General features: G+C 48.1%; 20 protein-coding genes. 10 read left to right on the top strand and 10 right to left on the bottom strand.

Annotation, left to right across the window (positions count from 1 at the left end; all coding sequences use genetic code 11):
* Positions 1 to 23 precede the first annotated feature (23 nt).
* The 3 genes from AB1552_10845 to AB1552_10835 are packed head-to-tail and all read left to right on the top strand — an operon-like array spanning position 24 to position 1587.
* Positions 24 to 701 carry a hypothetical protein gene (locus AB1552_10845; GenBank protein ID MEW6054266.1) on the top strand — a complete coding sequence of 226 codons (678 nt, stop codon included), beginning with the start codon at positions 24 to 26 and terminating at the stop codon, positions 699 to 701.
* A complete protein-coding gene (locus tag AB1552_10840; GenBank protein ID MEW6054265.1) occupies positions 698 to 1054 on the top strand; it encodes a cupin domain-containing protein in 357 nt (118 codons plus the stop codon). Before AB1552_10845 ends, AB1552_10840 begins: the two co-directional genes overlap by 4 nt.
* A gap of 41 nt (positions 1055 to 1095) precedes the next feature.
* Complete coding sequence (locus AB1552_10835; protein ID MEW6054264.1) at positions 1096 to 1587, top strand: hypothetical protein; 492 nt, start codon at positions 1096 to 1098, stop codon at positions 1585 to 1587.
* Between the two features lie 81 nt (positions 1588 to 1668).
* Here AB1552_10835 and AB1552_10830 read toward each other — a convergent pair whose 3' ends face one another.
* From AB1552_10830 to AB1552_10795, 8 genes are all read right to left on the bottom strand, one after another.
* Positions 1669 to 2820 carry a PQQ-dependent sugar dehydrogenase gene (locus tag AB1552_10830; GenBank protein MEW6054263.1) on the bottom strand — a complete coding sequence of 384 codons (1152 nt, stop codon included), beginning with the start codon at positions 2818 to 2820 and terminating at the stop codon, positions 1669 to 1671.
* Between the two features lie 166 nt (positions 2821 to 2986).
* On the bottom strand, positions 2987 to 6217 hold the full coding sequence (locus AB1552_10825; protein MEW6054262.1) for a CusA/CzcA family heavy metal efflux RND transporter: 3231 nt from the start codon (positions 6215 to 6217) through the stop codon (positions 2987 to 2989).
* Positions 6214 to 7431, bottom strand: coding sequence for an efflux RND transporter periplasmic adaptor subunit (locus AB1552_10820; GenBank protein MEW6054261.1), 1218 nt, complete (start codon positions 7429 to 7431; stop codon positions 6214 to 6216). Before AB1552_10820 ends, AB1552_10825 begins: the two co-directional genes overlap by 4 nt.
* 57 nt (positions 7432 to 7488) lie before the next feature.
* On the bottom strand, positions 7489 to 8817 hold the full coding sequence (locus tag AB1552_10815) for a TolC family protein (GenBank protein ID MEW6054260.1): 1329 nt from the start codon (positions 8815 to 8817) through the stop codon (positions 7489 to 7491).
* Between the two features lie 13 nt (positions 8818 to 8830).
* Positions 8831 to 9220, bottom strand: coding sequence for a FixH family protein (locus AB1552_10810; protein ID MEW6054259.1), 390 nt, complete (start codon positions 9218 to 9220; stop codon positions 8831 to 8833).
* Between the two features lie 313 nt (positions 9221 to 9533).
* Positions 9534 to 9800, bottom strand: a complete 267-nt coding sequence (locus AB1552_10805; GenBank protein ID MEW6054258.1) for a PilZ domain-containing protein — start codon at positions 9798 to 9800, stop codon at positions 9534 to 9536.
* A 171-nt stretch (positions 9801 to 9971) separates the two neighbouring features.
* Positions 9972 to 11315, bottom strand: coding sequence for a HAMP domain-containing sensor histidine kinase (locus AB1552_10800; protein ID MEW6054257.1), 1344 nt, complete (start codon positions 11313 to 11315; stop codon positions 9972 to 9974).
* Positions 11312 to 12010 carry a response regulator transcription factor gene (locus tag AB1552_10795; GenBank protein MEW6054256.1) on the bottom strand — a complete coding sequence of 233 codons (699 nt, stop codon included), beginning with the start codon at positions 12008 to 12010 and terminating at the stop codon, positions 11312 to 11314. Before AB1552_10795 ends, AB1552_10800 begins: the two co-directional genes overlap by 4 nt.
* A gap of 220 nt (positions 12011 to 12230) precedes the next feature.
* Between AB1552_10795 and AB1552_10790 the strand changes: the two genes are divergently transcribed.
* Positions 12231 to 12911 (top strand): pentapeptide repeat-containing protein, encoded by a 681-nt coding sequence (locus AB1552_10790; GenBank protein MEW6054255.1) that lies wholly within the window; start codon positions 12231 to 12233, stop codon positions 12909 to 12911.
* A gap of 73 nt (positions 12912 to 12984) precedes the next feature.
* Here AB1552_10790 and AB1552_10785 read toward each other — a convergent pair whose 3' ends face one another.
* On the bottom strand, positions 12985 to 13818 hold the full coding sequence (locus AB1552_10785) for a PilZ domain-containing protein (protein MEW6054254.1): 834 nt from the start codon (positions 13816 to 13818) through the stop codon (positions 12985 to 12987).
* Between the two features lie 301 nt (positions 13819 to 14119).
* Here AB1552_10785 and AB1552_10780 point away from each other — a divergent pair, with 301 nt between their 5' ends.
* From AB1552_10780 to AB1552_10755, 6 genes are all read left to right on the top strand, one after another.
* On the top strand, positions 14120 to 14704 hold the full coding sequence (locus AB1552_10780; GenBank protein MEW6054253.1) for a protoglobin domain-containing protein: 585 nt from the start codon (positions 14120 to 14122) through the stop codon (positions 14702 to 14704).
* Positions 14705 to 14759: 55 nt separating this feature from the next.
* A complete protein-coding gene (locus tag AB1552_10775; protein MEW6054252.1) occupies positions 14760 to 15275 on the top strand; it encodes an ATP-binding protein in 516 nt (171 codons plus the stop codon).
* Positions 15276 to 16039: 764 nt separating this feature from the next.
* Positions 16040 to 18640, top strand: coding sequence for a site-specific DNA-methyltransferase (locus AB1552_10770; protein MEW6054251.1), 2601 nt, complete (start codon positions 16040 to 16042; stop codon positions 18638 to 18640).
* Positions 18637 to 21429 carry a BPTD_3080 family restriction endonuclease gene (locus AB1552_10765; protein ID MEW6054250.1) on the top strand — a complete coding sequence of 931 codons (2793 nt, stop codon included), beginning with the start codon at positions 18637 to 18639 and terminating at the stop codon, positions 21427 to 21429. The genes AB1552_10770 and AB1552_10765 overlap by 4 nt, the downstream gene beginning before the upstream one ends.
* Positions 21430 to 21451: 22 nt before the next feature.
* Entirely contained in the window at positions 21452 to 22054 is a 603-nt protein-coding gene (locus tag AB1552_10760) for a DUF4433 domain-containing protein (GenBank protein MEW6054249.1), read from the top strand.
* A gap of 4 nt (positions 22055 to 22058) precedes the next feature.
* Entirely contained in the window at positions 22059 to 23183 is a 1125-nt protein-coding gene (locus tag AB1552_10755; GenBank protein MEW6054248.1) for a macro domain-containing protein, read from the top strand.
* 145 nt (positions 23184 to 23328) lie between these two features.
* On the opposite strand, the gene AB1552_10750 is transcribed toward AB1552_10755, so the two are convergent.
* Complete coding sequence (locus AB1552_10750; protein MEW6054247.1) at positions 23329 to 23757, bottom strand: hypothetical protein; 429 nt, start codon at positions 23755 to 23757, stop codon at positions 23329 to 23331.
* Between the last annotated feature and the right edge of the window lie 337 nt (positions 23758 to 24094).

The following is a 24094-nucleotide window of genomic DNA, read 5'->3' as shown; positions in this document are numbered from 1 at the left end:
ATCCTTTTTGCATACGTGATGCCATGACCATAGAGACCATACTGTTCATCCTCGAATCCCTGCTGCTCGGGTTCACGATCATTCTCCTTCTGTTCAGCATCAGGGAAGGAAGGGGACGGAGGAACCTCCTGCTCGAAGTCGAAAGGACCACAAAGGTACTGACGCGGCAGGAATACTTCCTTGCGGTCATGGACGCAATGCTCGATGCAAAAGACGAAGTGGTCGGATTTATTACCGGCAGAAGGCCGACAGGTGAAGATACGAAGAGGACGCGCGCCATCGTGAACAATATCGAACGGCTTTCCAAGGACGGGATTCGCGTAAAGTACATCATCCCCAAATTCCACGACCGGATCAGCTGCGGCCATACATACCGTAAGGCGGGGGCGGAGATACGGTACAGCACGTGCGCCATTGTGCATGACTTCCGATATATTGTCGTCGACGACAGGATCGTGGTAATCGGCATGCCGGAAAGCACCGGAGAAAAAGAGGCCACGAGAAAGGGCTACCGCATACCATCCGAAGGACTCGCCGCAATACTGAAAGAATATTTCGATCGTTGCTGGCAGGATAATATCGGCCACGAAGACTATATCAGGGAAGTTATACAGCATTCCGGGGCGTCGCGGAAAGTCCTTGCGCAGGAACTCCAGATCAGCGAAGAAGAGCTCGAGAAAATCGCCGCGGAAACCAAATGAAACTCTTCTCCCTCAATGAAACCCTTTTTGAGCCGGTAAGCCATGACCCGCAGCTGAAAAAGAGGGTTATCACGCGCGGGACATTGCCCTGTGTCACGCATGTCAGCCACATCATTCTCCAGCCGGGATTTACTGTGTCGGCACATACCCATCACCAGGAGTACGAGGTCATGTATTGCATCCGCGGCAAGGCGTCCATGACAGTAAACGGCGAAGAAGTCATTATTGCAAAAGGGAATCTGATGTATGCCGAACCCGGCGATTCCCATTCCTTCGACGAAATACTCGAAGAGACAGAACTGCTTTATTTTGTCGTGAAAAATGATCCGCACAAGAAAAAAAATAGTCCCTGATCCGGCCCATGAACCGGAATAAGATATGCCCTGAGTGCGAAATGGAATACATGCCGCATATCGAGAAATGCGCGGATTGCGGCCGAGCGCTCCTTTTGCACGAGGAGCACAGAATCGCACAGGAGGAAAGGAAGCGGCTGACAGCAAAGGCCATTGAACACGCAGTCGTGGTCAGGGAGGGTGACCTGAAATGGTTAGGTGAACTGTACAACGTGCTCATCAAATCCGGCATCGCATGCGCGATCATTTCCGATGCCAACTGCAAGAGGGGCTGCAGTCCGAAATGCCGTCTGATAGTATCAGAGGAGGACTTCCACATGGCACAGGAGTGCGTGACAGAATACTACATGGAAATCCATCCGGAACTCCGCGCTTCCCATGAACTGGCCAAACAGGGCAAGTGCCCGGCCTGTGGTTCCCCGGTGGATGCCGGTGACAATGAGTGTGCGGATTGCGGACTGACGCTCGTAATTGTTGAGGGAGAGAACCCTGAAGAGGAAGGCGGCGAAGGCAGAACCGAGTATGAGTATTGATCGGAGAAATATGTCGGTGAGCGATATTCTCATATCGTCTCAAGAAGCCAAAACCTGAACTATTTGTGAAACAGACCGTTCCTATTCTTTCGGAACGATGCGGTATATTTTATCATCACCTTTTCGCGGACTCCCTCTGCCGTCTCTGTTGTTCGTCATGAAGTAGAGTGCTCCGTCCGGCCCTTCCACCACATCCCGTATTCTTCCGAACTTTTCCGTGAACCATCTCTCTATCGCATGCACACTCCGGCCGTTATCAAAAAGGATTCTGATGAGAGATTCGCTCCTCAGAGTCGCTACAAAAAGATTCCCCCGGAGATGCGGCAGAAGGGAAGCACGGTAAAAGGTCATTCCCGAAGGAGGCGTGGTATCCTTCCAGACCACAACCGGATCGACAAACGGCTTTTCACCGGGCGCACCGATAACATCGGGCCATCCGTAATTGCCACCTTTTACAATAACATTGATCTCGTCATGCGCGAAACGTCCTGACTCACCCGAAGGTCCGTGCTCTGACTCGAACAGCCAGTCTGTTCCGGGCTGCCATGCGAGACCCTGCGGATTTCTGTGGCCGTAGGAGTAAACCGGTGAATTCGCAAAAGGGTTGTCGCCCGGGATACCTCCCTCCGGTGTAATCCGGAGAATCTTCCCCCCGAGTGAGTTGAGGTCCTGCGCGAGTTCTCCCTGAAAAATCTCTCCGGTGGTGACATACAGCATGCCGTCAGGACCGAACGCGATCCTTCCGCCATCGTGGAACTTGCCGCCGGGTATGCCATCGAATATCACCCTGTCAAATATCGCCCTGTCTCCCTTGTCCCGCAGTCTCACCACCCGATTACGACGGTCGCTGTCTTGTTCATATGTGTGATATGCATAGACATACGGCTGTCCCGGAAATTTGGGATGGAGCGCAAGCCCCAGCAGCCCCGCCTCTCCGGTATGGACAACCGCGATCTTCGCATACGCCCTTTCCTGCATCTTCCCGTTTTTTATGAGCCTTATCCTTCCCGGCCTCTCACTGACCAGCGCTCTTCCGTCAGGGAGGAATATGAGGGACCAGGGTATCTCGAGGTGCTCTACCCAGACTTCCACATTCACGCGGTCGCCGTCAGGCAAGAATGTGTCTTTGACGGTCTGCGGTTTTCCTCCCACAATCTGAGAGCAGGCTGCCAGCAGTATCGGGAACAAGAGAATGAACAGCACGAGGAACAGCAATTCAGCAGGCTTTTTCATACGGCAGCATTTCTGGAAGAATTACTCTTCATGAATTTTCTCATATGTTTCACTCCCCTCATGTACCTCAATTCCAACTGATTTCGATGGCATTGTGGCATATGCCATCCCGCAAAAAAATTATAGCAAAACCACTGCATCCCGTGAAGAATGAGGAAGACCGCGGTTATGCAGCAGTCACTGACCGGCTTTCAGATGCCCTGCGCATCTGCCGTTCCTTCCAGATGATGAAAATGACAGGATAGATGATCAGCTCAAGGACCGTTGATGAGACAACTCCGCCGACCATGGGGGCTGCGATCCTCTTCATTACGTCTGCACCCGTCCCGTGGCTGAACATTATCGGGACAAGCCCTGCAAGGATAACGCTGACCGTCATGATCTTCGGCCTGATCCTCTTCACTGCGCCATGCATGACCGCGTCTTTCAGGTCGTGAAGGCTGTTCAGTCTCCCCCCTTTGCGCCATTTCTCATAGGCGAGTTCAAGGTAGAGGAGCATGACAACGCCCGTTTCCGCATCGAGCCCCGCAAGGGCGATGATCCCGACCCACACCGCGATGCTCATGTTGTATCCGAGAAGATACAGAAGCCAGAACGATCCGACGAGAGAGAACGGCACCGCAAGGAGGACGATGAACGTTTTCGTGACCGATTTTGTATTGAAATAGATAAGCACGAAAATAATGAATATCGTGAGGGGGATCACGATTTTGAGCCGCTCATGGGTTTTCATGAGGTATTCGTATTCACCGCTCCATTCGAGACGGTATCCTTCAGGCATTTCAAGGGAAGAAACCTTCTGTTTTGCCTCTTCGACATAGCTGCCGATATCCCTGTCAGAAAAATCGATATACACATATGATGCGAGAAGCCCCTCTTCGCTCTTGATCATGGTAGGGCCCCGCACAATGCTGATATCCACAAGTTCGCCGAGAGGCACCTGAATCACCCTGCCGGTAAAGGGCCGCGGCTGAACCGACATGCTGGACAGGCCGAACGGGGTGTCCTCCATGCCGGAAGACGCCATGCCGGGAGGCATCGCCGGGACAAGGATCCTCCGGATGCCCTGCACATTGTCCCTGAGGTCCCTGAAGTACCTTATATTGACGGGATACCGCTCGCGCGCCTCAACAGTGGTGGTGATATTCATCCCTCCCATTGCAGACTGGACCACCTCCTGCACATCGCTGACAGTCAGCCCGTACCGTGCCGCTTCCTCTCTTTTCACGGTGATATCGAAGAAATATCCTGTAGTGACCCGCTCTGCGTAAACGCTCCGTGTTCCCGGCACATCCCTGACCGCATTCTCTATCTCGATACCGAGCCGCTCAAGTTCCTTCAGGTCCGGCCCCATTACCTTCACCCCTGCCGGCGTCCTGATGCCGGTGGACAGCATGTCAATGCGTGCCTTAATCGGCATGGTAAAGGAATTTGCGACACCCGGAATCGTAAGTGCTTCGTTCATTTCGAACTTCAGCTTTTCCACGGTCATGCCCGGCCTCCATTCTGACTCAGGCTTGAGGTTGATGACAGTCTCGAACATCTCTAGGGGGGCGGGGTCTGTTGCGGTCTCTGCCCTTCCGGCCTTGCCGAACACCTGGGCAACCTCAGGGATGTCTTTCAGTATCCTGTCCTGGAGCTGCAGGAGGCGTGATACCTCTGTAATGGACGCACCGGGGACAGTCACCGGCATGTAGAAAAGAGACCCTTCGTACAGGGGAGGCATGAACTCCGACCCGAGTTTCAGAAAAGGATATGCGGTGATCGCCATGACGCATAACGCAGCGATAATGACGGTCTTCCTGAACTTCAGCGACAGCAGGGCAACCGGCTCATAGATCTTCTGAAGGAAATGACTGATGGGGTTCTTCTCCTCCGGCCTTATCCTTCCCCTAATAAAGAGCGTCATCAATACAGGGGTAAGCGTGATCGCAAGCAGGGAGGAAAAGAGCATCGCGAATGTCTTGGTGTAGGCCAACGGTTTGAAGAGCCTTCCTGCTTGTGCCTGAAGCGTGAAGACCGGGAGGAATGCGATGGTAATCACCAGCAGGGAAAAAAACAGCGAGGGGCCGACCTCCTTGGCCGCTTCGATAATCACATTGACCCTGCTTCCCTCCCTGCCGTGCGCTTCCCACTCCTCGAGTTTTTTATGCGCATTCTCGACCATGATGATAGATGCATCGACCATCGCGCCGATCGCGATCGCGATACCGCTCAGGCTCATGATGTTCGAGGTAACCCCGAGATAGTACATGCAGATGAACGAGATGATGATCGCAGCCGGAAGCGTAAGGATGACAACCAGGGCGCTCGGCAGATGGAAGAGGAACACCGCACAGACCACGCTGACCGCAAGAGAGAGTTTCAGTATCTCGTCCCTGAGCGTGTCGATCGACCGGTGGATGAGATCAGAGCGGTCGTAGGTGGTGATGATCTTGACTCCTTCGGGCAGTCCCGGCTCTATGTCCTTTTTGATCTTCGCCTTCACCCTCTCGAGAACGTTCAGGACGTTCTCTCCGAATCGGACTACCACGATGCCGCCTGCTACCTCTCCCTTTCCGTCAAGATCTGCCAGCCCCCTCCGTATCTCGGGTCCGAGCTGGATGCGGGCGACATTTTTCAGATATACCGGGGTACCGGATACGGTTGACCCGACCGGGATGTTCTTCAGGTCATCAAGGTTTTTAATATACCCCTTACCGCGCACCATATATTCGACGCCTGAGAATTCCAGGACCCTTCCTTCCACATCCTGATTGCTCTTCCGTACCGCCTCAATGATGCGGGGCAAGGGAATGTTGTATGCCAGCAGCTTGTTCGGGTCAAGCACGACCTGGTATTGCCTGACAAAGCCGCCTACGCTTGCGACCTGTGAAACTCCCGGCACGCTCTCGAGCGCAAGTTTTATGTGATAATCCTGGATCGAACGCAGGTCTGCCAGCGTATGTCCGCCTGTCTCATCCGTAACCGCATAGGTAAACCCCCACCCTACACTCGTTGCATCGGGTCCGAGCACGGGATTGACATCACCCGGGATCTTGTTTTTCACCGACTGGAGGTATTCGAGAATCCTGCTCCTCGCCCAGTAGATGTCGGTGCCTTCCCTGAATATGACATAGATGAATGAGCTTCCGAAAAATGAAAATCCCCGGACAACCTGGACTTCGGGCGCGGCAAGGAGTGTTGAGGTAATCGGATAGGTTATCTGGTCTTCGATGAGGTCAGGGCTCCTGCCGGGCCATTCAGCAAATATGATGACCTGGGTGTCGCTCAGGTCAGGAATGGCGTCGAGCGGCGTCTTTTTGAGGGACCAGTATCCCCACCCGATCAGAAAGAATACCAGGAGGAAGACGACGAATTTGTTCCTCGCGCTGAATTCGATGATCTTTGTGATCATTCCTGGACAACACCTTTCAGCTTTGCTTCCGAATCGATCAGGAACGCAGCGGACGTGGCAACCTTTTCACCGGCCTCCAGTCCCTTCAGAACCTCTGCCATGCCACCTGCCCTTATTCCGGTGGAAATCACGCGCGGTTCGAAATAGCCTTCCCCCTTATCCACATATACGACCTGCTTCGTACCTGTATCAATGATCGCGTCTTCGGGAATCGAAAGCCTCATGCCGAGAGGAATCTTTACCGCTACATTGGTGAACATCTGTGGCTTGAGCCGTCCCCCGGGATTCGGGACCGTGAACCGTACCTTTGCGGACTTGGTCTCCCCCGCGATTGTAGGATAGATATACTCTATCTTCGAGGAAAACTCCCTGTCAGGGAAATAGCTCAGACTGATTTTTGCGACTTGTCCCACCCTGACAAGCGGCAGTTCATATTCAAAAATATCTGAAAGTATCCATACCGTCGAAAGGTCGGCGATCTCAAACAGCCTTTCTCCCGGCATGACACGCATTCCCATGAGTGCGGTTTTCTGGACAACGTATCCGCTTACCGGGCTCTGGATGATGAGTGTTCTCATGGGTTCCCCCGTCTGTTCTATTGTGCGGATCTGCTCCTCAGAGATGTCCCACAGCCTGAGCCGCTGCCGGGCTGCTTCGACGATTGTCCGGGCATCCCTCTCAAGCATATCGCTCACAGTCTTGTCCTGTATTTCCCTTCCCTGCCGCGACCACCTGAGGAGATTGAGAAATTCCTGTTGCGTGGAGAAGAGTTCGGGGCTGTAGATCCCTGCAAGAGGATCTCCTTTTTTCACATATTTTCCGGTATAGTCCACATAAAGCCTTTCGATCCAGCCCTCGAACTTCGTGCTGACCGTTGCAAGTTTTCTCTCATCGTACTCGACGATGCCGACAGTGCGTATGGTTTCCTCGAGCGGCTTTCTGGAGACCTCGATGGTTCTGACGCCGATAAGCTGCTGCTTCTCGGGGGGTATCTCGATCTCCGGGGGTTCTTCTTCCTCTGTCTGAGGTTCCGTCGCCGGCTCTCCGGCTCCCGTACCGTGCACATGCGTTTCCGGCGCAGCCTGTGAGCCGGCAACAGCGCCTGCAGGAACCCCGGGCTGTCCGGTTGTCTTCATCCAGGTATCACGTGAAAAGAACAGGACAGCGAGAACAATACCTCCCACAACAGCAAGGAAAGCGATCTTCTTGTTCATTTCTTTCCCCTTTTTGGTTGTCTGCACATACCTGCTTGACATGCACACGGCATAGGGCTACTCCTTGCGCGACGCTGAAAGCTCCGGAATATCGGTAATTCCTGCCAGTGCCTCAAGCCGTGCGATTGCCCTTTCCCTGCCGATGAACTGTTCCCAGTAGGATGTTTCGAAGTCGATCACGGACTTCAGTCTTGAAATAACGGTGAGGGTATCGGTTTTCCCTGTACGGTACCCGGCAAGTGCAAGCTCGAAATCCTGATAGGCTTTCGGGAGCAGGCCGTTCCGGTACAGATCCATGAGCTTTTGCGCTGTCTTCAGCATGGAGTGATTGTCCCTGATCTCCGAGGATATTTCCAGCTTCATGGAGTCCAGCGCGCTCCTTGCCTCCGCAAGGAAAGCCTCTGATTCATGCACCGCCTGTTTCTGTTTCGTCCGGTAGAATACCGGGATGCTGACCGCAGTGGTCAGGCTCCACATATCATCAAGATGTCTTCGTTCGGACAGGTTTGCGGTCAGGGTGAAATCCGGATAGTACTCCTTTTCTGCGATCAGCACTTTTGTCTCTGCAGCGGCAACCATTCTTTCTCTCATCCGTATATCGGGAGATTTTTCCTGCGCCATGGCAAGAAGCTCTTCAATGCTGAACACGAATTCTGTCAGAGACGGTTCCGAAGGCCTTCCGAGTGGGAGGCCGGTCGTCCGGCCTGTTTCCCTGTTCAGCATCGCCTCGAGCGCCTGTATCTTCTGATGCAGCATCTCTTCCCGTTCAAGAAGCATGAATTTCTCCGTCTGCGCCATCAGCACCTCCTGCTGGGACCCCATCCCGGTCGCATACCGGGAAACCGCAGCTTCCTCAATCCGCAAAAACAGGGTGCTTTTCTCTTCTACCAGGTCTGTCAGTTTATACGCAAGAAACAGCTGGAAAAACAGTTCCTTTATCCGCGCAATCGTCTTCAGCCTGATTGAACCGCTCGACGCGCGCAGCGCCTCTGACTCCCTTGTGGTCATGGTCTCCCTGAGCGGCAGTTTTCCGGGAAACGGGAACATCTGCGAAAGTGAGAACATCCACTGTGCATCCGGTGATTTGCCGTACATGTATCGTTCGAACCCTTCGTTCTGATAACCGAGCATGAACATCGGGTCAGGAAGGCTTGCGGACTGCGGTATCCTGTAGTACGCGGCCGCGGCATGAGCCTCCGCAGAAAGTATCTGAGGGCTGTGTTCCAGCGCCTCCCGCAATAGGTCATCCAGCCTCACCTCCCCGGCAGAGAGAGTCCGGGGAGCGCAGAGGATAACACTAAGCAGAATGAGCAGGGGTATCAGGGCATGGGAAACCCGCATGTTTCCGGCAGCCATTGCTGAACCACGCAGCGCCCTAACACGCATTATCCCCCCTTTTTTAGCGCACATCAATATTGAACTTCACCGTTGCTCTCTTGCTGCCGCGGGTAATCTTCACCGCAATGTTCCATGGTCCGGACATCGAAAGTTTCATGGTCGCACGGTATTCATTGCCCTGTACTGCTGCATCGGTCTTATAGTTCATCGGCGGCATTCCCGGCATCGCGGGCATCGAGTAATCAACGCGGACCTTTGCATCGGTCACTACTTTGCCGGCTGCATCTTTGATCGTTACGGTTATCTGGTTGTCACCGATAACCGGAGGATCTTTCTCGAGATACACCCTGACATCATAGCCTCCTGTTTTCTTGTTGATCTCCATGCCTTTTGCATAGGCAATGCTTCCGATGAGCAAAAAAATGATAGCGCACAAAATCAAACGTTTCATCTGTACCTCCTCGCGTATGCTGACTGTTTTCTGAAAAGCTCCCCGGCTGTCCCGGGATATGTTCCTTGTCCCCTGTACACACTCTATCTCCTTTCCTGTATTTCTGCAACCTTTCCACTACGATAGCAGGGAATTGTGAATAAAATATGAAAGGAGAAACATTCCGGATGTGGTTACGTCATAACGCAGAAGGCGCAAAACGGCAGGGGTGAAGCGTCTTCCGGGAAATTACATGCAGGGTGTACAAAACTCCGGAAGAGTGTTTTTCAGTGTTTCCTCATCAATGGACGCAGGGAATCTGTTGAAAATCAGGCTACCGGGAGAACTCCAGTCCTGCCCTGTAATAGGCATCCCTGTATCTTTCGGCCCATCGCACGTTTGCCTTCCGCGATGCTACAAGGGCGCCGTTTCTGATGATTATTTCCTGTCCCTGAGAGAGGAAGGTCGTGGTAAGAAGACATAACCCGGATTCGCTGATATTGACGATGATACCGTCAAAGACATCCCCGTGATGCTGATGCGTGAAGGAGTATTCCGCTATCGTAGTGGTAAAATCGCGCCTGTGTCTTCTTTTATCCATGAATACCATTCACACTATTCATTTTCTGCTGCAGTGGAATTGCATCCTCCTGAATCACTATACACGATTGCCATAAAAATCTTCAATATCATCCATATCTTCAGAGCCATAAAAAACGCAGATACCGGAAATACAGCATACCCGACAGAGAGGCAGATTCACATCCCTTCTTTACCCTGGTAAAAAGACCGTGAATTCCGCGCCCTCATTCACCCTGCTGGCAACGGTGATCTCCCCTCCCATGATATCGGCCAGCTCTTTTACGATGGCAAGACCCAGTCCAAGCCCACGGGTCCCCGGTTGCTCGGACTTGTAAAAACGGGTGAAGATGCGCGGCAGTTCCTTCTCCGGTATCCCTCTGCCCGTATCCTTTATCGAAATATACCGTTTGACCCCGCGCACGCCATACCTGATTGTTACTCCACCCTCTCCGGTAAACTTGAGCGCATTTGAGAGAATGTTCCTGACTATCCTCTCAAGTTTCTCGGGGTCGGTTGTGACATGCACCGCTTCGGCGTCCACGATCTGGAGAAAAAGGCTCTTCTCCCGGAACACAGGCAGCAGCTCATCTGCAATTCCGTGAAGGAATTCTTTCAGATTGATCTCTATCTCCTGTGCCCTCCTGAAGAAACTCGCCTCGGCAGAGGTGATGTCCTCGATTCCTTCCACAAGCTTCGTCAGTTTTTCAATTTCACCGGCAACAGTATCAAGCCCCTTTGCCTTGTCTTCCACGACTCCGTCTGCCATCGCCTCAACCTGGGTTTTCATGATCGTGAGCGGGGTCCTCAGTTCATGCGCAATATTGGACATCAGCTTTTGCCGTATCTTCTCCTCACGGTCGAGTGACTCAGCCATGGTATTGAAAACCTCCGCAAGTCTTCCGACTTCGTCCTTTGATCTGACCGCGGTCCTTGCCCCGAAATCTCCCCGCGCTATTTTCTCTGCAACTCCCCTCAGTTCTGTAACCGGGTGTGACAGATACCTGCTGAGGTACACCGCGATAACCAGGGCACCGACCCCTGCGATCAGAAAAGAAATGACGAGGAAATATTGCGTTCTCCGTTTGAACACCGCTTCCTTTTCCGCCAGCTCCTGCTTCTGAAACGGTCTCCATGCAAGCACTCCGATTACTTTTTCATCCTGATACAGCGGCTTTTCCCTGAACGGTTCATTTGTCCTGTGGATATGAAAAAGCTCCTCCATACGGTGTTTCATGATATCGTGGAGCGAATCGATAATGTGGTGGGACGCGATGATCTCCCTGCCCGAACTGTCAAGAACCTTTGCATCCAAACCCATCATCATTGCCCAGTGGATCGTCTCGGACAGCATGGCGTGATTCCAATGACCGTCATAGCTGCTTTCAGCAGATGTCTTGATCCAGTAAACCTGGTCTTCGGTCACCTTGCTGACATAATTTTCAAAATCCCTGATGATGAGCCATTCGAAAATGAAGTTCGAAATCAGCGCGGTGAAGATGATGAGGAGAAATGCCGAAAAGATCTTCGTCTTCATGGTTGTGCATCAGGGATGCCGATGAACTTGTATCCGCTTCCGTAAATGGTCCTGATGAAGAGGGGCCTGCGGGGATTATCCTCTAACTTCTGCCGTATGTTTTTTATATGTGCGTCCACCACACGGTCGAATCCTTCAAAGTCAAATCCCTGGACAATAGTGATGAGCTGAAGCCTGTTGAACACTACCTGCGGTTTCTCGGCGATACTGAGAAGTATTTTGAATTCGGTATTCGTCAGCGGCACCGGAATGTGCTGCTTTCTCACTTCCCGTGACGCAACATCGATGGTAAGCGCGCCGTTATTGAATGAAAGCATCCTGGTCTGGGTACCCGCAGACCTTCTCAGATGCGCCTTAACCCTCGCTACCAGTTCTTTCGGACTGAACGGTTTTACTACATAGTCATCCGCACCGATGCCGAGTCCCTTTACCCTGTCGTCCTCTGTACTCTTTGCGGTGAGCATGATAATGGGGACATCGGACATTTCCCGTATCGAGGCGCAGATCTCCTCGCCATCCATATCGGGAAGCATGAGATCGAGAATCACCAGGTCGTATCCATCCTTAATCCTGCTGATCGCAGACGCTCCCGTATCAGCGACTGTTGCACGAAACCCCTCCCGCTCAAGATACGAAAGCACAATATCGGAAATCTTTTTTTCGTCCTCAACGATCAGGATTCTCTCATCCGGCACCGCGTCTCTCCTGAATCATTGCATGCACAATACTCACGTCTTCCTTACGCCACCTTTTCTATTTAATTATAATGGACTGCCCCGGGATAGGGAAGAAGAGATTCGGTTTCATGCCGGACATTTGATAGACTATTATCATCCGTACATAAAAACACAGGAGCCTGTTCGGGGCAACCGCAGCCGGCAGGGACCAGGCCGAATACACAACAGGAGGGAAAACATGGAAAAACTTTCCAGGCAGCAGGTAATAGAGTTGTCGAAAACAAAGGGCAATGCTTCGGGATATGATCTGTCAGGGGTCAACCTGAGCAAGCTTGACCTGATCGCCATGCGGTTTAAGGGATCAGTCCTGAAGGGTGCGAACCTGAGCGGGGTAAATGCGAGCATGTCGGATTTTGATGATACGGATATGTCCGGCAGCAATCTGAGCAGTGCGAATTTCATCGGTGCACGCTTCAGCAGGGCAAATCTGGAGAAGTCTGACCTCACCTTCTCCTCATTCCTCGGAGCTGATTTTTCAGGAGCGAACCTGAAGGACGCGGACTTTACCAATTCAAGAATCTCATCCGCAAACTTTGAAAAGGCGGACCTTTCAGGGGCGAATATCCAGATGACGGAAGCGGTGCTGGCAAGGATGGTGCATGCCGTGATCCGGAACACGAATGCCCGCGCTTCAAGCATGATAGGCGCTGACCTTTCCCATGCGGACCTGCGCGGGGCAATGCTGCACGGTACAGACATGAATGGCGCGACTCTTGTCTCGGCTGACCTGAGAGAAGCAAGTCTTCTGGAAACTGCGCTCATCGCTGCCGACCTGTCGAATGCGGATCTGAGACAGGCAACACTCAGGGGAGCGGACATGACAAGGGCAAAACGCGAAGGAATGAAATCAGATTCCTGATGGGGAACCCTGTCCTGACATCATCCGGGACAGTCTTCTGTTCCTTCCCGGAGACAAGGTCGACATCAGCAGATCACCTGGCAAACTCCTCGAAGAGTTCACTGAAATGTTCGTTCAAATCAATAAATTCATCGTGCGGGAAAGGCATGGCACTCCGTGATCTGCCTGCCTCTTCCTGGTCTTCGATAAGCTTTATCAGCTCCTGCATTTGCTCAACGGACACCCCATTGAACTGCATGCCTGCAGAATACACCGGGACAATGTTGTCAGTGTGGTCTTTCCTCAGGTCAACGATAAGAGACCATATAACCGATGCCCTCACTGATAACTCTTTTTCCTTGTACGCTATTTTAAGAAGATAGTTATTCCCGATATTCAGCCTCATGTCTGCTTTTGCAGAAAGGCCGTCCGGACAGATATTGAGAATGTCAATCTTCCGGGCATTCGGGATTTCCCCGCTGATCTGCAAATGCCCGACCGCTACCCTTCTGTGCCGCCTTCTCTCCGTGTCTGTTGCCTTCCGGCTGTGATCCCCTGCCTCAGGGGACATTGGCATTCCCGGCTCCGGAGGAGTGCCGGCTGCGCTCAGTGCTGATGCGGTGTTAAGTGATTGCACGAGATTCATGAATAGCGTGTCTTTCTCCATGATCTCGATACCCATTCCGTTTTTCATCGATGCAATCGGCGTACGCGTTGTCCTTCTGACAATGCCCTTGAGCACGGAGACACGGTTGTCCGGCATCAACAGCATGATATCAACCGGGGTGTTGACAGGACAACCGCGCGTCGTCCGGATAAAAATACCATTTTCTGAAATATCGCTCGAAATTCCGGTAAAGGTTTCATTCCTGATCACGAACCTCGCCGTAAGCCTTTTGATGAACCTCTGATGCCTTCTTTTGTCCACTGTCGTACACCTTTCACGCAGATTTATTCCTTTTTTCGCAATATGCGTGCCATTCATGAAGATACGCCGAAACCGGCCCGGGACAGGGGTTTTCTGCCCGAACAGATGCATCCCCGTTCTCATTTCATGCAAAACCATTCTCACAGGTGAGAATATACAGGAAATCCCCAGTGCGTGCCTGAGATTTTTCAGGGGAAACAGCACATTTGCTGCTTTTGCCCGGTTCGGCATTTGACATGCGTTTTCAGAAGAGGTAGATTTATCATAACTTCACTCAGTGGAGTACAGGAGAAGATCTGCGATGCTTTCTGTGCCATATCAGAAGCTGCATTTTTTCAGGGAGAAGCTCGGTCTGGACGAGAGCGACTTGCGGGCAATTGCACCGTTCAGGGAAATCTTTGTCCGTGCAAAAGAGGCCTTCGCTGATTACCTATACGATTTCTTTGTGCATATCCCTGAAACGGGAATATTTCTGACGCACTATGAAGTCCCCGGTTCTCTCAAGAAAGCATGGGCAGACTGGTTCGAAATCCTCTTTCAGGGCAAACTTGATGATGAATTCCTGAGCTATCTCTGGAAAATCGGCATACGGCATGTCGAAGTCAACCTTGACCAGAGGTTTTCGAACCTCGGGTTCTCGATAACCCGGCAGTTCTGCGAACGGGTCATCCTGTCCGGAATACCCCTTGAGAAGATGGAGGGAGTCTCCCGGGCCGTCGGCAGGCTCCTGGACTTCTGCATCCTGATCGAGACGGACGCATATATCGAAGCGCACGCGCGGTGCGATATGGAAATCATTAAGGGCGTTGCCGACCGTGTGAGGAACAAGATTACGACCATCGGAGGGAATGTCCGGCGGCTGAAAAAAAAAGATTCACCCTCATGACCCTTCATACGATATCTACGAGACCCTGATCTCGGATAGCGCTGTCTGTGAGGGGATGGTCGCGGATACAAAGACGTTCATCGAAATGTCCCGGAGGGCAATGCACCTTGAACCGATTCTGCTTGAAGAACTCATCCAGAAGACTGTGGGACGCCTCAACATGAAAAAAAGCGCCGGGGATATCAGGATCGACACTGCACTTGAGAAAACCGCTCCTTTCATTCTTGGTGATCCCGCGGATATGGACGCCCTGTTTTTTCATCTTCTGCAGAACAGCCTCGAAGCGGTCGATCCGGCCAACCCGCATATAAGAATCTCATCTGCAACAAATCCCCTCCTTCCCAACCGCATGCAGATCGAGATATTCAATACCGGTATCCCGATAACACTCGCAGATCCGGAAAAGCTCTTTTCCCCTTTCTATTCGACCAAGTATTTTGGAAGCGGGTTCGGGCTCGCAATTGCACACCTCGCAGTCAAGAGAAATTACGGCAGACTCGATATCCAGCCTGTCCTCGGAAAAGGGACAAAAGTCCTCATGACGCTTCCTTCTCCCGGGCAGAACGACTAGGGGTCAGGTCTCAACATTAGACATAAGACCGTGTCATTCCCATTTCAACCGAGATTTTCTCTCTATTCTCATGTATTCTGTGTCAACTGTATCAAAATTGATTCCACTTAGAATCTACGGTCGCAGAAGTATATTCGGGGATTAAAAAAAGACGAGAAAAATTAAGTCCTTGAAAAATATGGTACCCCCTGAGGGATTGAATCCCGAAGGCATTCGGGATTAAGGAACCCATCTGTAACTTATTGATTTAAAAGGAAGAAGGATGGTACCCCCTGCAGGAATCGAACCTGCGGCACCAGGTTTAGGTACACTTAAGAGGCAATTTTTGCAAAGTGGCTACTGGCAATGGTTTCAGCGTAACACTTTGATTAGTAAGCATAAAAAGCATTTCTCTATATTCCGGCTATTGCCGACAAATCTGCATAAAACGCAGAAGACTACTACAATTTTACTACAGCAATGAAGAGTTGCTTTTTGAAGAACGACCAATTTGCGCTACTACCCCTTTGGTGGCCCTGTTGTGACGGGTTTGACGGGTTTATGACGGGTAATCTGATAAATCATCAGGGCATTTCTTGGTGCATTTGGCGTATTCCTTGAGTGTTCAAAAATGTCCCTATTGTCCCCATTATGTCCCTTTGCGCTGTAATTTGTAATAAGCACCGCGAGCCTCGGCCAAGCCCCTGAATATTCGCGCTTTTTTGTACATATTGAAATAAGTTGATTAAAATAATATTATTTAGAGAAATTTGGGGAGATTAATAATGGCAAGGGGAAAAAAGAAGTCAGATAAGAAGCCAATTGAGCAATATGATCATAAGGGAAAAGAGAGGCTGAATAATCCTCCGGTTGGACTTGTCACTCCTGAGACTGATAAAGAAGCCGGGAAAAAGAAATATGCCTATGATCCGCATTTAGACCCTTCTTTACAATGGGCTGGCAAGGCTGAACATGCATCTTTTGAAGTACAGACAGTTTCCCTTCATGTCCATGAAAGGATTGATCCACGAACAATCATTCAGGCAGTAAGAAAGAAAAAAAATGGAAATGGGTTTGTTCAGGGCTCTCTTTTCGAGTCTCCCGAAGAGAATCCTCCCCTGCGGGATGCGATAGAATTTTACAAGCATAAACATAACTGGTCTAACCGTCTGATTGCTGGTGATTCCCTGCTTGTTATGAATTCCCTTATCGAAAAGGAAGGGCTTGCAGGACAGGTGCAGATGATCTACTTTGACCCGCCTTACGGTATCAAATACGGTAGCAATTTTCAGCCTTTTGTAAATAAGCGTGATGTTAAGGACGGCAAGGATGAAGATTTGACACAGGAACCTGAGATGATAAAGGCATTCAGGGATACATGGGAGCTTGGCATTCATTCATATTTAACATACCTGAGAGACAGATTACTTCTTGCAAGAGAACTTCTCCACGAAAGCGGAAGTGTCTTCGTGCAAATTTCGGACGAAAATGTGCACCATGTTAAAGAATTGATGGATGAGGTTTTTGGGATGAAAAACTTCTTTTCAATCATTCCTTTCAAGACTAAAATTCCGCTTGGTACATCTGGATTAGCAGGTATTTGTGATTATTTAATTTGGTACGCCAAAGATAAAAAGCATGTCAAGTTTAGGAAACTTTATGAACCACGACAACTTAGCGACAACACCGAATTCATTTTTATTGAATTATCAGATGGCACAAGAAGAAAAATGTCAAGTGAAGAAAAAAACAATCCAGCGAATTTGCCAAAGGGTTGTCGCATATTTAGAAGACTTGATTTATCGTCCACGGGTCGTACTGCTACCTGTGTATTTCCATTTGAGTTTAACGGAAAAACATTTATGCCAACCGAAGGCAAAAGTTGGAAAACCAATGAGTCTGGCATGAAACGGCTTGCAGAAAAGCGCCGCCTTATTGTGTTAGGAGATAAATTGTACTATGTGCTCTTTTTTGATGATTACCCTGTTACGGAAATGGCAAACCTTTGGCCGTATACTGCAGGTGGTTTTACAGAAACAAAACGGTATGCAGTGGAAACAAATCCTATTGTTGTTCAGAGATGCATGCTTATGTCTACAGATCCGGGCGATTTAGTTCTTGATCCCACTTGTGGTTCAGGCACGACTGCTTATGTTGCCGAGCAGTGGGGAAGACGTTGGGTAACATGTGATACATCCCGTGTTTCAACTACGCTTGCAAAACAGAGGTTGATGACTGCGCTTTTTGATTATTATGAGCTTGCACATCCTGCTGAGGGTGTGGGGAGTGGTTTTAGGTATAAAACTGTACCTCATATTACTCTTGGTTCGATTGCACAAAATGAGCCAGCTGGACAGGAGACGCTTTATGACCAGCCTTTTGTGGATAATTCGCTGGCAAGAGTTACGGGGCCATTTACCGTAGAGGCTGTGCCTGCGCCGATTGTAACGCCACTATCTGAAATTGAAGAGATTCCAGCATCTGACGAATCAGTTGTCCGCTCTGGCGAAACCTTGCGACAGAATGAATGGAGAGATGAATTATTAAAATGCGGAATTCGAGGGAAAAACAATCAATACATCTTTTTCTCACGTGTTGAACCTCTACCGGGCACTCGCTGGCTTCATGCAGATGCGGAAACAAAGCCGAATGATTTGGGCGCGGATAGAGTAGGTGAAAAGCGGGCATCGTACGGGCAGCCGGAGCGAGCAGTTATTTCTTTTGGCCCTGAACATGCGCCGTTAGAGCAGCGACAGGTTGCGCTTGCGATTGAAGAAGCACAGAAACTTGTGCCAAAACCAAAAATTATTGTCTTCGCATCCTTCCAATTCGATCCTGAGGCTGCAAAAGACATTGATGAGACAAACTGGCCGGGTGTGACTTTGCTTAAAGTCCAGATGAACACGGATTTGCTAACTGATGACCTCAAAAAGAAGCGAGCAAGTAATGAAAGCTTCTGGCTTATGGGACAGCCCGATGTGAAACTGGTCGAAGTCGTGCCTAAGAAGGAAAGCAAAACTAAGAAATCCAAAGAGGACAAGACTATTTTATATAAAATTGAAGTTCTTGGTTTTGATTATTACAACACAAAGACAGGGAACATCGAATCAGGCGGTACTGACAGGATCGCCATGTGGATGCTGGACACTGATTACGACGGCAGAAGCCTTTTCCCAAGGCAGGTATTTTTCCCGATGGCAGGAGAGAAGGACGGATGGTCAAGGCTTGCAAAAAACCTTAAGGCAGAAATTGACGAAGAATTGATTGAAGCATATCGGGGAAATGTTTCATTGCCCTTTGAGCCAGGAGATCATCAGCGCATTGCAGTAAAGATTGTGGATGATAGAGGGATCGAGAGTCTGAAGATTATAGAAATTGATAAATGAAGACCACAATTGATCAGCTTATTATCAATTCTCCTTATGAAGAACCAAAACATTACTGGAGTTATGATAGGGAGACCCGCACATTTTCTCTCAAAGAAGGCAGACGTCCTGCCGGATATGTAATCGCATCTGAAAGTTCTAGAGCATTTGATGATCCCGGCATATTCATAGAAATCCCCATTGTAAATAAAATCCGTCCACGCGTCAAAGCATGGCGCGAATCAGGATATGCAGGCGTAACGGGCATCACAAAACGGCTTCTTGAACACTGGCATAATTCAGAAGAAAGGGAATTCAAACGATTTTTCTTCTGTCAGTTAGAAGCAATCGAAACCATCATATGGCTTAATGAAGCGCCTGATTCTGAAAAAGTAGGCATAGAAATTCCTTCAGACGGAGGAGAATTTAGAAGACTTTGTTCAAAGATGGCAACAGGGTCCGGCAAAACCATTGTTATGGCCATGCTGATAGCATGGCAGGTATTAAACAAAATAACCTATCCGCAGGATACGAGATTTTCAAAAAATATCTTTGTTGTAGCTCCCGGATTAACTGTTAAAAGTCGCCTTCAGGTTTTACTGCCTTCAGGTAAAAACAATTATTATGAGGAATTCAATATAATCCCTGTGGCATTGCTGGACAAACTTCGTCAGGGAAAGGTGCTTATCAGAAACTGGCATGCACTAAACTGGGAAACAGAAGAGAAATTAGCAAAGAAAAAGAGCGTTGATAAAAGAGGTGTAAAAAGCAATGAGGCATATGTCTGTGAAGTATTGGGAGAAATAGCCAGAGCACAAAATATTGTTGTTATAAATGACGAAGCCCATCACGCATGGCGCATTCCTGCTGAATCAAAGATTAAAGGAGTCAGTAAAGAAGATATCGAGGAAGCAACAAAATGGATAGGTGGGCTGGATAGAATTCATAAAACAAGAGGAATATTAAACTGTTATGATTTTTCAGCAACTCCCTTTGCGCCTTCAGGAAAAAAGAGTTCTGAAGAGGCTTTGTTTGATTGGATTATAAGCGATTTTGGTCTCAATGATGCAATAGAATCAGGTCTGGTAAAAACACCGCGTGTTGTTGTCAGAGACGATGGAAAGCTAACAAAGGATTACAAATCGCGCCTTTATCATATTTACAATGACCCTGATGTCAAAGATGACTTAAGCAGAAAGGCTGAGGAACATGAAACACTACCGGATCTTGTCATAAATGGTTATTACCTTCTCGGCAAGGACTGGCTTGAAACAGCAAAAAAATGGGAGAATTCTGAATTCCCTACACCACCTGTAATGATAACCGTCGCTAACAGGACTGAGACCGCTGCAAGAGTACACTATGCATTTGAACATAAAAAGATTCGAATTGATGAACTGTGCATTCCTGAACAAATACTGCACATAGATTCAAAGGTTCTCGAAATAGCTGAATCACAAGAAGAGGTTAGCCCTATCGAACAAATTACTGACGAGGAAGATCAAAACGAGGAGCCTGTAAAAAAGCTTTCCAAGAAAGAGCAAGCAGAAATTTTAAGAAGAACTGTTGATACAGTCGGACAGACTGGAAAAGAAGGAGAGCGCATCCAGAAAGTGATTTCTGTTGGTATGCTTTCTGAGGGATGGGATGCAAAGACGGTTACACATATAATGGGTCTTCGTGCATTTTCAAGCCAATTGCTTTGTGAACAGGTTGTGGGCAGGGGGTTGAGGAGAACCTCTTATGAAGTTAATCCAAAAACCGGTTTATTCGATGCAGAATATGTAAACATATTTGGAGTGCCTTTTACGTTTCTGCCTCATGAATCTACAGATGGCCCACCGCCGCCTCCGCCATCACCAAAGACTAAGATAGAGCCTGTCAAAGAAAAACAGCAATATGAAATTAAATGGCCCAATATTATCCGCATTAACCATTCATATAAACCTGTGCTAAAGCTGGACATTGACAAGGTGAAACCAATTGAATTGAATGCGTATGACACTGCAAGACTAGTTGAAATGGCTCCTATTATAGATGGGAAGCCCGATATTACAAAAATATCCGAAATAGACCTTGAGGACTTAGGTAAGGAGTTCAGAATGCAAAAAATCATCTTTGAGACCGCAAGGGACATATATGACCAGATGAAGCCGACCTGGAGTGGAAACAAAGAATTTCTTCTTGCACAGCTCATCAGGATTGTTGAGCAATTTATCGCATCTGATAAAATCAGGATCAATCCACCTCTTTTTTATCAGGAGGAGATTAGACATAGGATTTTAATACTTTTAAATATGTCTAAAACAGTTCAACATATCTGGGAAGAAATCAGATGCGAAAATACAGAGTCGCTTGAGCCTATATTTGACACAGACAATCCTATCCGCTCAACTGGAGACATGCGTACATGGTATACAGGTAAGCCTTGCGCACATACAAAAAGATCTCATATCAATTTCTGTGTATTTGATAGCACATGGGAAGCGAGCGAATCATTTGAACTTGACCGGAATTCAAATATCTCAGCATGGGTGAAGAACGATCACCTTGGCTTTGAAGTTCTTTATGTCTTTGAAGGTATAGTTCACAAGTACCGTCCCGATTTTATAATCCGCTTAAAAACAGGTGATTATCTTGTTCTTGAAACAAAAGGGAAGGATGCTCCAAAAGACAAAACAAAGCGAAATTTTTTGGATGAATGGGTTCGGGCAGTTAATGCTCACGGCGGGTTTGGTAAATGGCAATGGGCTGTATCCAAAGATCCTGCTGACGTAGCGGGGATTATTGAAAAGGCAGTAGAACGATAAAAAGGACGGGTAAAAATATTCAGTGACCTTTGAGGACTTAGAAGAACTTCACTACATTACCCCGCTTAGGAATATGGGATCTATTTGTACGATGGGCATCCTGTCTCACAAGAGGGCAGAGAAAATTCCTCATCAGTCTGTTGCTATGGATGAAATTCAGGAACGACGCAAAAAGGTGGTTGTTCCCGGTGGACGGCCATTACATCAATATGTAAATCTCTATTTTCATGCAAGAAACCCCATGATGTTTAAAAGAAAGGATTTTCATAGAGAATTATGTGTAGTTAAAGTGAACAAGGATATTTACAATTTACCTCAGGTGGTAATTACAGACGGAAATGCTTCGAGTGATTACGTCAGGTTTTATAGAGTATCAGAAGGTTTAAGGGTAATTGACAGAGAGCGTGTATTTGCAAGGTATTGGACTCACGATGATCCAATAGAAAAATTCCGTCATGCTTCGATAAAGTGCTCAGAAGTCTTAGTGCCTGATAAGGTGCCAACAGATTATATTCTTGGTGCATATGTTTCATGCGAAGAGAGCAAAATAAATCTTTATGATATAATCAATGAAATTAAACCGGAATTTATAATCACTGTTAATCCGGATTTGTTTTTCCAATGAGGATATGATGGTAAACGTTTTGGTTGGTGATTTATTCGAGTCTAAGTGTCAGACACTGGTAAATACAGTAAATACTGTCGGCATAATGGGCAAAGGGATTGCCCTTGAATTTAAAAAGCGTTTCCCTGATATGTTCGAAGACTATGTTAAGCGATGTGCTGAAGGCAAGGTAAAACTTGGTGAGCCCTATCTATACAAGAAACTTACCGCTCCATGGATATTAAATTTCCCTACAAAGGAACACTGGCGTTCGGTTTCTAACATATCAGATATAGTAAGAGGCTTAAATTTTTTTGAACAGCATTATAAAGAGTGGGGTATTACATCTATTGCTTTACCGCCACTTGGTTGTGGACATGGACAGCTTGAATGGAAAATTGTCGGCCCGACTTTATACAGGCATATGAAAAAACTTGATATTCCCGTGGAACTGTATGCTCCACTCGGAACTTCGCCTGAAGAACTTACGCCGGAGTTCCTTTCAAGAGATGTCGAACAGGCAGTCATATCAGGCAGATCAATCAACAACAAAATTGAGCCCGGATTGATAGCGATTGTTGAGGTTCTTGCGAGAATCGAAAATGAACCCTATCATTGGCCAATAGGCAGAACAATGTTCCAAAAGATCGCATATTTTGCAACTGAATTAGGATTGAAAACCGGATTGAGTTATTCCCGTGGTAGTTTCGGCCCTTTTGCAGCAGATCTGAAATTCAAGATAACCAAACTTGTTAATAATGGTCTGATTAAAGAGGAACAGCTTGGGAGAATGTTCAGTGTCCGGCCCGGGCCGACTTTTGATGATGCATTAAAGCTATATCGAGAAGAGATTCATCAAGCGCAACCTATCATTGAACGACTTACTGATCTATTCCTTAGAATAAATACAACACATCAAGCAGAACTTGCTTCAACAGTACATTTTGCAGCGAAATCGTATCAAAAAGATCATAAAGAAATGCCATCTGAAGGTGATGTTTTAAATGAGGTTATGGAATGGAAACAAAGAAGAAGACCTTCCTATGACAAATCTGAAGTGGCAAAAACAATCCGTAATCTGGCTTCTTTTGGATTAATCTCAGTCAGATCCAGCAAAGACTTGCCTGTTGCAGAAGAAGTGTTTGTTTAGAACACTCTGACACGTTGGACTTCATGGAATAACTTCTCACAGTACTAAACTCTTCTGTATAAGTTGAATATTCTGTGTGTTTCTTTTGGGAATTATCAGGGCTGAGCTGAGTATTCCGGCCGACCCCATACTTTCCCCAAAGGACTTATTTCCCTGAACTCCTAAATAATTTCCACCAAACATTTTTATAGTCCACGAATCTCAAGGTTCCACTCCTTTTTGATATGACGAATTCAAAATCCCCGACCATTGGGATAAAACGCGGAATTGAATAGCCGTCATACTCAACAGAAGAAATGGACTTAATAACGCCCCACATTATCTCTTTTATGTCATGATTGATATTTTCATTGTAAATCATTTTTCGAAAAGAATATGGGAAATGTTCTGCAAATTCAGCATGCCATGGCACAATTCGGCTATGCGATAACTTTTCCAAATCTACATCGGCAACCATTTCGATAATAAGTCGTTCCGGCCAAGAAATAATAACTCCAGCATATTGGGCTGGGTCATATTCATTGATTACCACATTGTAATAAGGCATAGCTTTATCTTCTATCTTTTTTGCCAATAGCCGATAACAATCTTCTAATGTTTTGTCAATTATGGTTAACCGTTGATATTGGCTATCGGTAGGGATTACCCTTATAACTACATGCCCATCATATTGTTGGTAGATCTTATGAACTGAATCTTTATTCCGCAAAAATGAGGAAAGTTCAAAGAAGTGGTAATCGAATGTCGGCAAGCCACTATGAATCAAATCCTTAAGCTCTAATAGTTGTGCACGCCATGAGTTAATGATACCGAAATCAGAAAAAACTGGGTAACACTTTTCCATTCAGGGTCACGGTTACAAAACCTTTCTTATTCAGCCAGGCCTCGACGGCAATACGCCAGGCCGCCTG

Source organism: Nitrospirota bacterium, from assembly GCA_040754395.1.
Lineage (GTDB): Bacteria > Nitrospirota > Thermodesulfovibrionia > Thermodesulfovibrionales > SM23-35 > JBFMCL01.
This window is presented reverse-complemented; position numbering and strand designations above follow the sequence as displayed.